Origin of the sequence: Albibacterium profundi (assembly GCF_042159835.1) — a bacterium.
Classification (GTDB): domain Bacteria; phylum Bacteroidota; class Bacteroidia; order Sphingobacteriales; family Sphingobacteriaceae; genus Albibacterium; species Albibacterium profundi.
This window is the reverse complement of the sequence record NZ_JBBVGT010000002.1, coordinates 2,134,764-2,150,657: the sequence shown is the minus strand read 5'-3', so window position 1 is coordinate 2,150,657 and position 15,894 is coordinate 2,134,764. Positions and strand designations below refer to the sequence as shown.

At 40.5% G+C, this 15,894-nt stretch carries 14 protein-coding genes and 1 pseudogene; 2 read left to right on the top strand and 13 right to left on the bottom strand.

The window, feature by feature from the left end:
* Positions 1 to 22: 22 nt before the first annotated feature.
* The 11 genes from WKR92_RS11045 to WKR92_RS10995 all read right to left on the bottom strand — a co-directional run bounded on the left by WKR92_RS11045 (position 23) and on the right by WKR92_RS10995 (position 12,938).
* The gene (locus tag WKR92_RS11045) at positions 23 to 1,606 is read right to left on the bottom strand and encodes an efflux RND transporter periplasmic adaptor subunit (protein WP_375557870.1); all 1,584 of its coding nucleotides are present in this window, start codon (positions 1,604 to 1,606) and stop codon (positions 23 to 25) included.
* On the bottom strand, positions 1,599 to 3,092 hold the full coding sequence (locus tag WKR92_RS11040; RefSeq protein WP_375557869.1) for a TolC family protein: 1,494 nt from the start codon (positions 3,090 to 3,092) through the stop codon (positions 1,599 to 1,601). Before WKR92_RS11040 ends, WKR92_RS11045 begins: the two co-directional genes overlap by 8 nt.
* Entirely contained in the window at positions 3,079 to 6,933 is a 3,855-nt protein-coding gene (locus tag WKR92_RS11035; protein WP_375557868.1) for an efflux RND transporter permease subunit, read from the bottom strand. The genes WKR92_RS11040 and WKR92_RS11035 overlap by 14 nt, the downstream gene beginning before the upstream one ends.
* Positions 6,934 to 7,013: 80 nt before the next feature.
* Complete coding sequence (locus tag WKR92_RS11030; RefSeq protein ID WP_375557867.1) at positions 7,014 to 7,598, bottom strand: DUF3347 domain-containing protein; 585 nt, start codon at positions 7,596 to 7,598, stop codon at positions 7,014 to 7,016.
* Between the two features lie 58 nt (positions 7,599 to 7,656).
* Positions 7,657 to 8,196 (bottom strand): DUF3347 domain-containing protein, encoded by a 540-nt coding sequence (locus WKR92_RS11025; RefSeq protein ID WP_375557866.1) that lies wholly within the window; start codon positions 8,194 to 8,196, stop codon positions 7,657 to 7,659.
* A gap of 89 nt (positions 8,197 to 8,285) precedes the next feature.
* Positions 8,286 to 8,534, bottom strand: a complete 249-nt coding sequence (locus WKR92_RS11020; protein WP_118194345.1) for a hypothetical protein — start codon at positions 8,532 to 8,534, stop codon at positions 8,286 to 8,288.
* Between the two features lie 273 nt (positions 8,535 to 8,807).
* Complete coding sequence (locus tag WKR92_RS11015) at positions 8,808 to 9,029, bottom strand: heavy-metal-associated domain-containing protein (protein ID WP_118194344.1); 222 nt, start codon at positions 9,027 to 9,029, stop codon at positions 8,808 to 8,810.
* Between the two features lie 99 nt (positions 9,030 to 9,128).
* Positions 9,129 to 11,348 (bottom strand): heavy metal translocating P-type ATPase, encoded by a 2,220-nt coding sequence (locus tag WKR92_RS11010; RefSeq protein WP_375557865.1) that lies wholly within the window; start codon positions 11,346 to 11,348, stop codon positions 9,129 to 9,131.
* 118 nt (positions 11,349 to 11,466) lie between these two features.
* Positions 11,467 to 12,033: a helix-turn-helix domain-containing protein gene (locus WKR92_RS11005; protein WP_118194342.1), complete on the bottom strand. Its 567-nt coding sequence runs from the start codon at positions 12,031 to 12,033 to the stop codon at positions 11,467 to 11,469.
* A gap of 257 nt (positions 12,034 to 12,290) precedes the next feature.
* On the bottom strand, positions 12,291 to 12,635 hold the full coding sequence (locus WKR92_RS11000; RefSeq protein ID WP_118194341.1) for a four-helix bundle copper-binding protein: 345 nt from the start codon (positions 12,633 to 12,635) through the stop codon (positions 12,291 to 12,293).
* 81 nt (positions 12,636 to 12,716) lie between these two features.
* A complete protein-coding gene (locus tag WKR92_RS10995) occupies positions 12,717 to 12,938 on the bottom strand; it encodes a DUF305 domain-containing protein (protein WP_118194340.1) in 222 nt (73 codons plus the stop codon).
* An 861-nt stretch (positions 12,939 to 13,799) separates the two neighbouring features.
* Here WKR92_RS10995 and WKR92_RS10990 point away from each other — a divergent pair.
* Entirely contained in the window at positions 13,800 to 14,564 is a 765-nt protein-coding gene (locus WKR92_RS10990; RefSeq protein ID WP_446014093.1) for a cation efflux transmembrane domain-containing protein, read from the top strand.
* A 143-nt stretch (positions 14,565 to 14,707) separates the two neighbouring features.
* Positions 14,708 to 15,125, top strand: a pseudogene (locus tag WKR92_RS10985) (transposase family protein); the annotation flags it as partial.
* 47 nt (positions 15,126 to 15,172) lie between these two features.
* Here the strand turns inward: WKR92_RS10985 and WKR92_RS10980 are convergent.
* Together WKR92_RS10980 and WKR92_RS10975 are read right to left on the bottom strand one after the other, a co-directional pair.
* Positions 15,173 to 15,475 carry an HAD family hydrolase gene (locus tag WKR92_RS10980; protein ID WP_245977408.1) on the bottom strand — a complete coding sequence of 101 codons (303 nt, stop codon included), beginning with the start codon at positions 15,473 to 15,475 and terminating at the stop codon, positions 15,173 to 15,175.
* A gap of 53 nt (positions 15,476 to 15,528) precedes the next feature.
* Positions 15,529 to 15,885, bottom strand: coding sequence for a SpoIIAA family protein (locus tag WKR92_RS10975; protein WP_118197017.1), 357 nt, complete (start codon positions 15,883 to 15,885; stop codon positions 15,529 to 15,531).
* Positions 15,886 to 15,894 lie beyond the last annotated feature (9 nt).

Sequence of the window (15,894 nt, the reverse complement as noted above, 5' to 3'; positions counted from 1 at the left end):
GAACTAATTGAATGAATAATGATTATCGACTATACAGACAACAGCTTGGCAGATCATCATAAGCTGCTTTAGAAGCTTTGTCCAATTCTGTATCATGGCCAACACTAGCAATAGCTTTACTTATCTTTTCCTTGGAAGTTGCTTTGGAATCGAAATCCAAATGGATGACTTTAGCATCCACGTCCCAGTTTGCTGAAATCACACCCTTAACACCTTTCGCTGCCTTTTCAATCCGACTTTTGCACATTTCGCAGTTTCCGGAGACTTTTAGCATATCGTGTGTTTTATCGCCGCTGTCTTCCACATTACCATGTTGATGTCCAGTTTGTACCGTCGATCCATCATTGTTCATCATGCTAACTTTGCCTTCGAGCTGGGCACTCGCATCTACCGTAAAAGCACCATTCGTTACAATCTCTTCGCCATTTTCCAGCCCTGACATGATGACGTATTGGTCACCCAATGAGGGTCCTAATATAATTTCCCGAAGTCTAAAGGCAGGTGTTGATGTATTTGGCTGCTTTACATATACTATTGAACGCTTCCCTGTCCATAATACCGCTGACTTGGGAATTACCATCTCCTTACTGTACCCTTTTAAAGGCGCAGTAATTTTTGCTGTTGCATACATTTCCGGTTTAAGATTGCGGTCTCGATTGTCTGCTTCAACTCGAATCTTTGCGGTTCTCGAACTCGCATCAATCATCGGATTTATAAACGCGATCCTTCCTTTATACACTTTCCCGGGTATGCTCTGTAAAGTATATTCCAGCTGATCCCCAACCTTTAAAAACGGCAAGTCTGTTTCGTAAGCATCAAAAATTGCCCATAGCTTTGAAAGGTTTGAAATGGTGTACAATACACTACCTTGATTGATATAATCGCCTTGGTTCACATTCTTTGCTATGACCACACCGCTTGTGTTTGCATGGATATTTACATACGGAGAAACGCTGCCGGATTGAAGAATTTTATTTATTTGCTCCTCTGACACCTTCCATAAACGCAGCTTTTCTTTAGCTGCATCCAACAATAACGGTTGTAGGTCCTGCAATTTTGCTGCTTCCAATAATTCCTGCTGCGCTGTCAATAGATCAGGAGAATAGATCTTGGCTATCAATTGACCTTCCTTAACGGACTCTCCGGTAAAGGTTACATAGAGATTCTCTATGCGGCCATTGACATGAGAAGTTTGGGATTGCTGCAAACGTTCATCTACTTGAATCGTACCGTATAATTGTACATCCTTTATAGCGTCCTGATGCCCCACTATTGAAGTTTGAATATTACCTAAAGCAATCGCTTCTTTGGACATCTGAATCGCATCATCATCAACCATATCATCACCACCACCCCCCGATGATCTCAATGGAATTAAGTCCATCCCACATATCGGGCATTTACCCGGTTTGTCCATTTTTATTTGTGGATGCATCGAGCAGGTCCAAACCGTACTGGCTTCCTCTGTTTGGGCGGTTTCGCTTTCAAGATCATGATTATGGGAACCACCTCCCCCAAAAATCCCCCAGCCCAACAGTAGTCCGGCGAGCAGGATAGCGCTGTATTTTACAACATTGTTTCTAAATATATTTTTCAGTTTATTCATTACTAAGATTTTTGGATAGTTCGTAATTGTTTTCTGCTAATAATTTCTTTATTGACACGACCATTGTGTTATAATTGGCAAGAGCTTCTGCTTTTCTAAGTTGATAGTCTAATAGTTGACGCTGCACTTGAATGACATTGCTCAGGTCGCTTTTGCCGGTTATGAACTCTTTTACGATTAAACTATAAGTAGTTTGAGCAAGTGTTGTCTGCTTTTCATACAGTTTCAAAACCCGTTCTGCATCATCCAATTGACTTTTGAAACCATAATACTCGCTTTTCAGGGTATTGAAAGTGTTTTTAAAATTTTCCTCACTTGACCTCCGCCACAATTCACTTTCTTTTTGCTGGGCATTGTATTTTTTACGAAACAGCGGCAGGCTCACTGAGACCATCGGCATAATCATATCTTTCCCATTCATACCCTCCATGGCCAGCATCGTATTATTGGTTTTCCCAACAAGCATATATTGAGCACCGATACCGATCATGGGATAGCTCATTTTTTTATCCATCTCGGCTTTTGCTTTAAAAGCCAAACCTTCTTCTGAAATCATCTCAAGCATGGGGTTGTTTTTCTCAATAATTGCCAAGGCTTCCTCTTCATTATATAAAAACGCCAATTTGTTAATCTCTTTACCTAACATAACCTCTTCATTGGCTTCCCTATTTAACAATGCATTGAATTTTGCTTTTTCGGCTTTGATTTGAGAATGGAGGCTTGCCATGTTATTTTCAATTTCAGCAATTTCCAGTTGAATTCGGAGAACCTCTGACATGCCCGATTGTGAACCACCTGCCATGCCGCCCATGCTCCCTCCAGATGAGGTAGACATACTTGAGCTAGCAGCTGGAGTTGTCGTTGAGCCACTTCCCATACTCATACCACCCATGCCAGATGAGGCAGTGGAGGCAGAAGGTGCGGAAGGAGCATTGCTGCTAACGGTCGGAACCGGGGTAGGTCGAGCAGTACTGGATGGGGAAGAAAATTTCCTCAAGGCCAATTGCTCCAACTGATCTAATATTTTTTTATTTTCTTCATTATTGTGTAGCTGCTCGTTCAGTTTTTGCATCGTATACCATTGCGTGCTGACCTGTAGAATCAAGTTATTCACTGCTTCCCGATATTGCTGATCTTGCATATTAGCCATATGGGTTGCTTCTGTCCGAGCAGCTTTTCTTGTACCAAACCAAGGAAACATCTGCATCAAACTGACATTCCCAATGGAGCGGCCACCAACAATTTCCATGGGCATGGTGTATGCTTCCAAAGATAGTTCGGGATCCTGAAAAGCTCCCGCTTGCGGAATTTTTTCAAGGAAAGCCTCATGCACTAGGCTCTGCGACTTTACGCCGGGATTGTTTTCTATCGCGACCTGTATGTAATGTGATAGTGAATCCTTCCTATGCTCTTGAGCGAAAGCATTCGAAAAGAAACCTAACCCTACAACTAGGATCGTTACTATATATCTGTTATTCGTTTTCATCAGTTATTTGATTTTTATTTTTAGACCTGTTTTCCTTTCTAAGGGCCGATTCTCTCCACCAACATTGGAATACCGGCACTACAAACATGGTCATGGATTGAATTAACATCCCTCCAAAAGTTGGGATCGCCATCGGCACCATAATTTCCGCTCCTTTGCCTGTTGAGGTGAGTACGGGCAACAATGCTATCAAGGCAGTCGCAGTGGTCATCGCAGCAGGCCTCACGCGCTTTAACCCCGCATAGATAACAGCCTCCCTGATCTCGTCTTTTGTTCTTGGGTTGCGGGCAACAAACGTATCATGTATATATGTACCCATTAGTACGCCGTCACTTGTAGCCAACCCAAAGAGGGCTATAAAGCCTACCCAAACGGCTATACTGAGGTTAATGCTGTGCATCTGGAACAAGTCCCTCATATTCGTCCCACCCACAGAGAAGTCCATGAACCATGGCTGTCCGTAGAGCCATAATAAAATAAACCCTCCAGCAAGTGCCACAAATACGCCAGAGAAATGGATTAAAGAAGCAGTAATCGTCCGGAATTGGAAATATAGGATGAGCAAAATGGCCAATAAGCTCATCGGTACAATCAGCAGCAAGCGTTTTGCTGCGCGTTCTTGCTGTTCATAATTACCAGCAAAAACGTATGTTACACCGTCTGGTAAAGTCAGTTCCCCCGAAGCTATTTTTTCCTGTAATATGTTATCAGCTTCACGCACGACCTCTACCTCGGCCTTGCCACTTATTTTATCAAATATCACGTAGCCTAATAAGAACGTGTTTTCACTTTGAATCATTTGCGCCCCTTTGGCGTATTCAATGTCGACCACATCACCCAAAGGTATTTGTACACCTGTCGCCGTAGGGATGATTATTTTTCGTAAGGCGTCAGGGTCATCCCTTAATTCGCGCGGATAGCGTAGGCGTACGGGGAACCGTTCTCTACCTTCTACCGTATTGGTCAATGACATCCCGCCAATTCCCGCACTGATCACTTCTTGGAGTTCTGCTACGGTAATTCCATACCTCGCCATTTTATCCCTGTTCAAATGAATTTCAATATAAGGTGCGCCTACTGCACGGTCGTAAAAGACCGTAGATGGCATGATCGATGGTATGTCTTTCAAGGCAGTTTCCAATGCTTTTCCGCCCGCTTCTATCGATTCAAGGTCAGGCCCGGATACTTTTAAACCCATGGGAGCTCTCATACCGGTAGAAAGCATGACCAGCCTTGCTTCAATGGGTTGCAGTTTTGGTGCGGAAGTCAGGCCCGGCAAATGCGAAACATTGACAATCTCCTGCCAAATGTCGTCCGCCGTTTTTATCTCGGGACGCCATTGGCGGAAGAACTTGCCGCCTTTATCTATGATAAGGCTATCTCGTGGAATTTGTCTGAATCCTTGATCTATATGGTAGGTATCTCCGTTAATCAGTTCAAAATGCCCGTCACTATTGGTTTTAAACCGCTCTCTATGACCGTCTTCGTCCAAAATATACTCAGGTATATAATTGATGGTATTTTCAAACATTTGGGTAGGTGCCGGGTCAAGGGCAGAGTTTACACGTCCCCATTTACCTACGATGAGCTCTACTTCCGGAATGTTCTGAATACGTTTGTCCAATGTCCGGATGAATTGCAGGTTTTGTTCGATACCGGTATGTGGCATACTGGTAGGCATCAACAAGAAGGAACCTTCATTTAAACTGGGCATAAACTCTTCGCCAAGACCCGGGAACGTTTCGGTGGATTTCTGCCAAAAAGCTGTTTCCTTGAACGATTTCCATCCGATCGTCTCGAAACCTTTGGCTACAAACCCAAAGCTTCTTTCGGTTCCCATCCAAGCCAACAATCCGAATACCAGGGTTATGATAGGTATGGCCATAAACTTCCATCGATGGGAAAGCGACCAGCGCAAAACCTGCTCGTAATAGATCACCAGTGCCCACAACATCCCTAGGATGGCTCCAATTGCCAAAAACACAAATACAAAGTTAAGCGTCGTACTGGCTTGCGTACCCAGCGGCAGCCATTCCACCGTCAGGTAATACATGGCCACAAAAAGCGTAATTGCTACATTGATATAGTTGGCAAATTTCTCTCCTTTCCAATTCGGTGTAAACAGATTATTTATTCCGATCAGGGTCAAAGCAAAGGCTATAAAAACGCCCGAGTATATCCAAAGTCCAATACCTGCTGCCACTAAGAAATAGTTGGCAAACTGGCGCAGCTTCTTACCGTTCAATCGAATCGAATAAACGTAGTAGGCCAGTGTTGGCAATACGATGATTCCTAAGAGAAAAGCTGAAGTTAATGCAAAAGTCTTGGTATACGCCAGTGGTTTGAACAGCTTACCTTCTTGGGCTTCCATCATAAAGACAGGCAAAAAGCTGATGATGGTGGTGAGCATAGCTGTAGAGAGTGCGCCCGAAACCTCCGATACGGCTCTAGAAATTAAGTTTACGAAGGCCTTTCCACGGCTTTCAACACCCCGGGCCCTTTCTTCATCCATATAGCGCAAAATGCTTTCTATAAATACGATCCCGACATCCACCATGACACCGATTGCGATTGCGATACCTGAAAGGGCAACGATATTTGCCTCAACACCCATCTGCCGCATAATGATAAATGTGGCTAACACCCCGATTGGTAGGATACTCGATATCAGTATCGATGCGCGCAGATTAATTACCAATACGATCACCACAATTATACAGATCAGGATTTCGTGCGAGAGCGCATTTTCCAACGTTCCGATCGTTTCCTGAATCAATCCCGACCGGTCATAGAAGGGAACAACTGTTACCTTGGAAACAGTACCGTCCGCTAATGTCTTTTGAGGAAGACCTGCTTCCATTTGTTTAATCTTTGCCTTAACGTTATTGATAACCTCCATCGGGTTTGCCCCATATCTAGCAACCACAACACCACCTACCGCCTCGACACCTTCCTTATCCAAGCCTCCACGTCTTGTGGCAGGCCCTAGGTTTACAAATCCTACATCTTTTATTTTGACAGGCACATTGTTCCGTACGGTTACCACCGCATCTTCCAGATCTTGGACGTTCTTAATATAGCCAAGTCCGCGCACCAGGTATTCTGCCTTATTTATTTCGATTGTTTCAGCACCGATATCGAGGTTGCTATTTTGAATGGCCGACATGATATCCATTACGGTCACATTATAGGCACGCATAGCGTCGGGATTGATATCCACCTGGTATTCTTTAACAAACCCGCCAATGGAAGCTACCTCCGCAACTCCTTCTGAAGCTGCTAAGTTATACTTAGCGTAAAAATCCTGTACTGTACGTAATTCATCGGGATCCCAACCACCGGTCGGTTCACCAGTTTCAGGATTGCGTCCTTCCAAGGTGTACCAATAAACCTGTCCCAGCGCCGTAGCATCTGGACCCAATGAGGGTATGACCCCTGTTGGGAGCGTACCAGCAGGCAGTGAATTGAGCTTTTCTAATATTCTGGAACGGCTCCAATAAAATTCGACATCTTCCTCGAAAATGATATAAAGGAATGACATACCGAACATAGAGCTGCTTCGGATTGTTTTTACTCCCGGAATTCCCAAAAGGGATGTTGTTAAGGGATAAGTGATCTGTTCTTGGATATCTTTGGGAGATCTTCCCATCCATTCTGTCGCTACAATCTGCTGGTTATCACCAATGTCTGGAATAGCGTCTACCGGAACAGGATCACTTGGCAACAGGTTTTGATGCCAATTAAAGGGTGCAGAAATCAGCCCCCACATGATTACTACAATCAATAGTAGAATGGTGATTAGTCTATTATTGAGAAAGTAGTTGATTATTTTATTAAGCATACATATACAGTTTTGACATTTTAATTTTAGCATACAGATTATCATTGGAGCGAAAACCTGTATGCTAAAAAATCATTGATTTACTTTAACTCTTCTTGAACTTCGCCACAGCTGAGCATCTCCGCTCCATAGTACGGATTTTTGATTTCCTTACTGTCACTTATCCAATAGGCGCCTTTGTTGTTATCGTACATCGGGCAAAAGACTTTATATAAAGGCTTTTCGGTGCCAAAGGTCTTTGCTATATCGTAAAAATCCTTGCTTAGTGTAACCAAATGCTCACGCTGATGAGCGATATTCCCTAAGTTGTCTGAGATATGTTCAGCATGCTCCTGGATATCGGCAGCAATATCCTCGTATGTAGTTTTGTCTTCCGCACTGAACCCATCTGACTTGATTTTAGGAAGGGCCTCCAACATGCCTTTAGCGGCATTGGCAGCTTCTTTATCATTATCTGACGACAGAGCAAATGTTAAATGTTGGTAGTGAGCATACAATTCAGAAAAATTGCCCTGCTCATGGGATGTAGCATCATTGGCAGCAGGCGCCGTTTCAGTTGAATGATCTGCATGCGTGGTGCTTTCCGATTTCTTTTCTGCGTTTCCGTTACATGCTGTTAAAGCCAGCACTGAAGAGGCGATTAGGCCTAAAAATAAATGTTTCATTGTCATGATTTTTGTTAATTGTTAAAACTGTGTTATGTAATTTGTATATGTTGCTTTATTATTTACCGTTGTTAATCGTTTCTGTGACACTTCCGCACGTCAGCATCTTGTTGCCGTAATAAGGGTTCTTGATTGCGGATTCTTTACTTAGCCAGTTTGCGCCTTTTCCATTGTTGAACATCGAACAATGTTGGTAAAATACTGGTACAGCTTGATTTGATTCCTTCGCCAGTTCGTACATACTTTTAGAAAGTAAGGCAAAGGCTTGTCTTTGTTGTGAAACGTTTTTGGATTTGGTAATTGTTCCTGCGCTATTAGTTAGGTCATTCGTGACCTTCATCCATGCGTTATGTTCTTCTGAGGAAAGCTTCCCCATGTCCACGGCTTTAATCGAAACGACCATACTTGCCGCTTTCGAAGCCGCCATACTGGCATCGCTGCTTACAAGAGCATCTTTAATTGAAAAATAGTTGTCGAAAAGTGCTGTAAGTTGAGAGACGTTTTGAGCCGATTCATTTGCAAGGTTGACTTTGGCAAAACCGCTTGTATATGATAGTAATACAGTGATTACCATCAATATTCTTGATATTGATTTCATTCGTAGTTAAAAAAATAATAAAATAGGGGATTTCCGAAAACTGGTTTAGCTTTCGACAAGACACACTTTTGGCTAGGAAGCCAATTAAGCTATTTTAGGCGGTTGCCAGATGGAATGAAACCCTGAAGAATAATAGGGTTGATTGTGTAATGGGAATGATCTTTCGCTCTCAAAAAGAAAGGCCTTTTGAGAATCTTTAATATCGTGCATCCAAAATGTAGGAAAGGAGCTGTGACACGATTTCTGGCCGCAATTTCCTGAACAGTCAGTACTTGCATCGTCGTTGCAACAATCTTTTTCGCAAGAACCTTCAGCATGATGGCCATCTGAAGAATCATTGGAACAAGATTTTTCTTTTTTGACGACTTCAGTGGTATGAGATGAGCACGCGGAGGCTTCTGCTGGAATTAGAAAAAATCCCAGTAAACATAAACTCAAGAATATCTTTAGCATTTTAGACATATATCCCAGTTATGGTAAACCTCATCTTGGTGCAAACTTAAACTATTTTTTCTAAAAAGCATTGTTTTTTTGTGGAAAAAGTTACAAAGGGTACAACAATTATATTATTATACCCTTTGCGATTGGATTTCTTACGAACTTTCGGTATATCAAGAATTGATGGGTTCTATTTTAAAACCCGCCTGTTCCACGATGTCGATAACCTGCTGTTCAGTTGCACCATCGGAGGTAACGGTTAGCACCTTATCCTTGCTGCCTGTATCAACTTTCCAATGAGAAATCTCATTAGCTTTGTCCAAGTGAGGTTTTACAGATGCGATACAACCGCCGCAATTGATGTTTGTCTTGAATTTTAATTCTCTATTTTCCATTTTGTTAAACTTTATGTTTTATTAGATCATGTAAATTTCGGTATTATCTCGTTCAGTATTGTTGTGTAATTTCTTGTTTGATTTGTGAGATTTACTGATTTACTCTTTCAATTTTAACCGCAAGCTGTTGCTGATTACACTCACACTACTCAACGCCATTGCCGCACCTGCAATCATCGGGTTTAGCAAGAAACCGTTGATCGGATAGAGAATACCTGCGGCAATAGGGATACCTATAAGATTATAGATAAACGCCCAGAACAGGTTTTGCTTAATGGTGGCTACAGTTTGTTTTGACAATTTTATTGCCTGTGGTATTTTGGTCAAGTCCGATGAGATGATGGTCATTTTGGCTACATCCATCGCAATATCGCTTCCTTTACCCATCGCAATACTTACATCAGCGGTTGCGAGGGCCGTACTATCATTGATACCGTCACCAACCATTGCTACAACTTTGCCCTGCTGTTGTAGTTCTTTTACAAAGTCTGCTTTGTGCTGTGGCAATACCTCTGCCTTGTAATGTCTTATACCTGTTTGTCCTGCAATAGCTTTAGCGGTTGCTTCATTATCTCCGGTCAGCATATAGAGTTCGATCCCCATATCCTGCATTTCTTTGATTGCTTGTACGGAAGTTTCTTTAATCTTGTCCGATATGGCTAATACCGAAAGAGCCTGTTTGCTGTCTGAAAACCAAATAACCGTTTTTGACTGTTTTCCCCATTCATCTGCTTGTTTTAAAAGTTCGTCAGCAATGGTAATATTGTTGTCAGCTAACAACTTCTTATTACCAACATAGTACGTTTGATTATTATGGTTAGCTTTTGCACCTTTACCTGTAATACTATCAAACATCGATATCGAAGTAGCTGCCACGTCGTCAAGCTGCTTAACAATTGCTTCAGCTAATGGATGCTCAGATTGCTTCTCGATACTCAAAAGGATGTTTTTTGTTGCATCATAATTATTCAGCCATTGGATTCCTGTTACCTGCGGCCTACCTTCTGTAATAGTACCCGTTTTATCCAATACGATTGCATTTACTTTTTTGGCCAATTCAAGACTTTCGGCATCTTTAATCAAAATACCGTTTTCAGCACCTTTACCAACGCCTACCATAATAGCTGTAGGAGTAGCCAAGCCCAAAGCACAAGGACAAGCGATAACCAATACGGTAACGGCTGCCAATAATCCTTGAACTACACCATTCTCACCTCCTAAAATCAGCCATAGGATAAACGTTAGGATAGCAATACCAATTACTACCGGAACAAAGATCCCCGCAATTTTATCTACCAATTTCTGTACAGGCGCTTTACTACCTTGGGCATCCTGTACCATTTTTATGATTTGGGCAAGCATGGTTTCTTTACCTACTTTCACCGCCCTGAATTGGAAACTCCCTTTCTGGTTTATGGTTCCCGCAAATACCTTTTCGTTTTCGTTTTTCAGGATGGAAACAGGTTCGCCACTCAACATACTCTCATCAACATAGGAGCTACCGGAAGTTACCATACCATCAACCGCGATTTTTTCTCCGGGTTTTACAAGGATTGTATCGCCTGCGTTTACGTCTTCAATGGCTTTTTGTTTTTCAGTACCGTCTGCCTCTATTACCAGAACCGTTTTCGGCTGTAAGCCCATCAGTTTTTTAATGGCTGATGAAGTATTTCCTTTGGCTTTTTCCTCCAACAACTTTCCTAACAGGATAAATGCGATAATTACGGCTGCAGCTTCAAAGTATACGTGAGCTTCTAACCCCCTTTGTTCCCAAAAACTGGCAAACAACATATTGAATACACTAAATATATAGGCGATACCTGTACTCAAGGCTACTAATGTATCCATATTGGCGGAACGGTGTTTTGCCTGTTTCCATGCATTGATGAAAAAGTCTCTCCCTAACCATAGTACAACAGGCGTAGAGAACAACCACATAATTTCATTGCCATAAGGCATATTCATAAAGAACATACCAATTATCACCACTGGGAGTGACAGCACAAGAGCCCAAATAGTTTTATTTTTTAACATTCGGTATTTCTGAGCGTGGATCGTTTCCAGGGTTTCCTGCTGTTTACTTTCGTCTTCTACCAGTAAATCATACCCAACACCCTGAACGGCTTTTTGCAGTTTGAAGACATCGGTCAAATTTGGTAGATATTCAACAGTAAGATTGCCCGTAGCAAAGTTCACTGAGGCATTAACGACTCCCGGCTCATGTTTTACAATACTTTCTGCATTGCCTGCACAAGAAGCACAGGTCATACCCAATACCGGAAAGGTATCTTTTTTCGTATTTTGATTATTTATAGCCATATTTCGTTTGTGTTATTTTACACTACAAAATTGGGCATTATAATCATGGTGGCTATTGTGTAATTTTGGGATTGATTTGTAAGATTTACGGATTAGGAGGCGCTAAAATCTAATATATTTACTTAACTTCATCCAGCGGCTTTCTTTTATCTTCTCCGATCTGTTTGAAATGGCTTGGAGACAGTCCGGTTACCTTTTTGAACTGGTTGCTTAAATAGGCTACGCTTGAATAATTCAAGCGGAAAGCAATTTCACTCAAAGACAATTCATCATACACCAGTAATTCTTTTACCTTTTCAATCTTTTGGGCTATAAAGTATTTTTCGATGGTAGTGCCTTCTATATCTGAAAACAAATTGGACAAGTAATTATAATCGTGATGTAGTTGACTACTCAATACATCCGAAAGGTTGGTTTTGGCATCGTTGTCTTGATGATGAACCAGCTCGATAATAATATTTTTTATCTTTTCAATAATGCGGCATTTTTTGTCATCAATTATCTGAAAACCTAACGGATCCAAGGCTTCCTCCAGAACTTCTTTTTCGTTGAAAGTTAATTCTTTTGCAAGGGTAATTTCACCTAGTTTTATATTTTTAACAGCCAAACCGAGCTTATCTAGTTCGTTCTGAACGACCATGATACAACGGTTACAAACCATATTTTTAATAAATAACGTCGTCATATGTTAATTATAATACATACACAAAACTACAATTATTATGTAGGAACAAAGGAACTGAATAGCTTTTGTACAAAAATGTAGTATGTAGAAGAATTAATTTTTATATGACTAAATAAAACATCCCCTTAAGTTTGGCTGCTTGGGGGATATTTTATTTCCAATACTTAAGAAGACGATCCTCATTTTTGCTATATACGTCAGTTAATAAACCTCACATACATAATGACATATAGCATTTTTACGTCTTTATCAAGAATCTAAGCCGCGGTTGCCATTTCTTCGCATGCCTGGGCACACTTTCTACAAGCGTCAGCACATTCACGGCAATGTTCCATACCCATTTGAGCGTGCTTTTCACATTCGTCTGCGCACGCATTACAGACATCGGCGCAAACACGGCAGATATGAGAACTGAAACTGCTTCCCAGACTCATCAAATCTGCTGCGGATTTACAAATAGACGCACATTCCAGATCCAACTGGATACATCTTCTCAAGTCCTGAACCTTTTCTTCCTTTAAACATTCTGTAGCGCAATGGCTGCAAGCTATTGCACATGCGTAGCATGCGTCAATGCAATTCTGATACTGTTGATGTGACATAATCGTTGTTTTTAATAGTTAAAAATTTAGTTAATTGACATTATCTTGTTATTGTTCTAAAGCCAATTTTGAATTTTGACATTACTTATGACCTCTTGCCAATAACCAATCTTGTAATTTTGAAATTTCCTTTTCCTGTGCCTCTATGATCTTCACTGCCATTTGCTTCATACTTTTATCAGATGAGCGGTCCTCCATTTGGTTAGGATTGATCTTCTGAAGGGAATCCTGCATTATCTGATTATGCTTAGCTCGGCCAGTTGTATCACTCTTTTTGTGTCGGTGCTGTGCGCTTGCTGCCAAGTTAGCCGGTATGTATATAATATATATACCCTATTTTTATAATCAAGAATACGTTCATAGCTATATTTTTTTAAAGCCTCATTATCAGCACGATTCGATTTGTGTAATCGAAAAAGACAACTACGACTATCCACTTGATGTTTTTTATCTTTAACAATCCTAAACTACTAAAGTTTACAATTTCTATATTAGACCATAAAAAAGCTATAAAGCGCGGCAAGGAAGAGCTATTCTATTATCCATCATTAATTGAGAGATAGATAACTTTTGCTGGACAGCACTTTTGGCATTAGACATTAGAAAAATGAATGACTTTTAGAGTATCGGCTGAGCATATATCTTCGACTGTTTAATTAATACAAAATGATGAATATATTAGTGTTTATTAAATGGGGGATTTTTGTTTTACACTTGCACCAAATGCTGCAAGTGGGGGTCATTCTTGATACCCTCCAATTCCATTTCGATAACATTACAATGTCTTGTTTTATCTGGCGATAATTACTATCAATCTGATGTTTCATCTTATCCTCGCCCTGCTCATCCATAAAGGATAGAATTTTCGGTATATTCTGATAGGCTTTGGTTTCCCTGACTATTTTGTCATTATCCACTACAATTTCAGCATGAAATATTTTCTGTTCGGTCAGTCCGATTTATTCCATGGTCTCTTGACAGGTTCATTCATTTAGGAGAGGGGAGCTTTAACAAAAGGAATCCGAGGTTTTGCGTTTAAGTAAAGATAACGTCAATGAATTCATTACTTGTCGAGTGCAACGACCTAATATATTTTTTTTAATACCTTTAGTGGAATTAAAGTAATACTTAAAAATGTATAAGACGAGTTTTAAAATAACCAAAATGGATTGTGCAAGTGAGGAACAATTAATCCGCATGAAATTGCAACATTTGGATACGGTAAAATCCCTTGATTTTGATATTCCTAACAGAAAACTAGACGCCTATCACGACGGTTCTCATGAGCCGATTCTCTCGGCTCTGGAAGCCTTGAACTTAAATACAACGCTAATTTTAACCGAAGCGAGTAATACCATTTTGGAGGAGGAAACAGGTGGCAACCAACGGAAGCTGCTATGGACAGTGTTAGTCATTAACTTCGTGTTTTTTGGATTAGAAATGCTATTTGGTATCTTTTCCAAGTCGATGGGACTTGTAGCGGACAGTCTGGACATGTTGGCAGACAGCATTGTTTATGCGTTGGCCTTATTTGCTGTGGGCGGTACGATCGCAAGAAAGAACTCTATAGCAAAATTTGCAGGGTATTTTCAGATTGTTTTAGCGCTTGTCGGTTTTATTGAAGTGATCAGGCGGTTTATCGGCGTCGAAAGTATGCCTGATTTTCAGACCATGATTATTGTCAGTTCTTTGGCATTGATTGCAAACGTAATTTGTTTGTACTTACTGCAAAAAAACAAAAGTAAAGAAGCTCATATGCAAGCGTCTATGATTTTCACCTCGAACGACGTGATTATTAATTCAGGTGTTATTGTTGCCGGCCTTTTGGTTAATTGGCTCAATTCGGGTTACCCCGATTTAATCGTTGGAGCGATTGTGTTTATCATCGTTGCCAGAGGAGCGTACCGGATTTTAAAGTTAGCTAACTAAGTCTTTTCAAAGTTATTAAATCCGAATTATTTTTCAGGAGAATCAATTTTGGCAACCTTAAGTGAAATTATTTTTTTCACTTAAGGTTGTTTCTCTTTTCCGTACCTCATAAAAGAAAACAGACAAATCCGTATCGTCAACGTACTCTTTCCGGTGTGTTCCATTCGGTTGATATCACCAAAGCAAATGTATATAATCTCCACTATTTGCAAGATGTCAAGCACCAACTATCTGAATATGCGCTTTTTTAGATAAGGGGTATTTATACGTTGAGCAGCAATGGATCTTTTTGATTCGGTCAATATTGTCTTGGAGACTCCAATAAGAATGAACCAAAAAGGCTATAAAAGCAACCTTATATTTTCAGGAAATCACGGAAAAGAATTAAAATATTGCTCTCTCAACTATGCTATCAGTTCACGATCAGGAGAATTATGCCAAAACCTTTAGCGGGTTCAAAACAAGAATACTGGTGAAAATAACGGCCATGACTTTGATCCAGTTTATGAACAAGTTATCTTCGACAGGAACAAAAACAACATCAAAATTCAAATCATTTAATTTCACTCAACGGGTTAAAATTATATATTGTTATACAATGTTCCGGATCATCTTACCAGTTTAATAGTGGATACAATTTTACCGGATTGATAAATCTGAATAACGATGTCTGCCGTTTTGATTGCACCACCACTGTCGAGACCTCCCATGGCAATCCCAGCATCAGCTAATGCCAGCACAGGTGCATCATTTTTCCCATCACTTACAAATGCGATTCGTTTTCCCTCGTCCAGTAGCCATTGAACTTTTCTGACTTTGTCTTCGGGCAATAAATCACCAAAGGCTTTATTAATATTCAACGCACGGGCGACTTTATCAACAACGCTTCCTTTATCACCGCTCAACATCATTGTTTGAATATTTAACTTATGTAAATCACAATAGTCTTTTTTATTTCATCAGCTTACTGACTCTCAATCCAATTTTTAGCCTCTTCTTTTTGGTCTATATTAAAATACTTAATTTCGGCGTTGGTAAAAAGCTTCATAAATTGGGTTATCCAATTCTGCCATTTTTTGTCGCCCACCATAGCAATCTTTTCATAGTCCTTGGCGTGGGCCGTGTCCATTTTCAAGTCTTCCAACAATCCTGGGTCCCATCCTGTAAAATCTTTCATCTCAAAATACCAACGGACTTTCATTCCTTTGTCCAGTATAGTGTGGATAAGTGGATGGATTTTTTCTATATCTTCTTTTCTCAATTTGCCTGAAGCGTTTGTTGCAACAATATTTTTTTCTTTTAACTCGATTATTTGTAACATTTTATATAG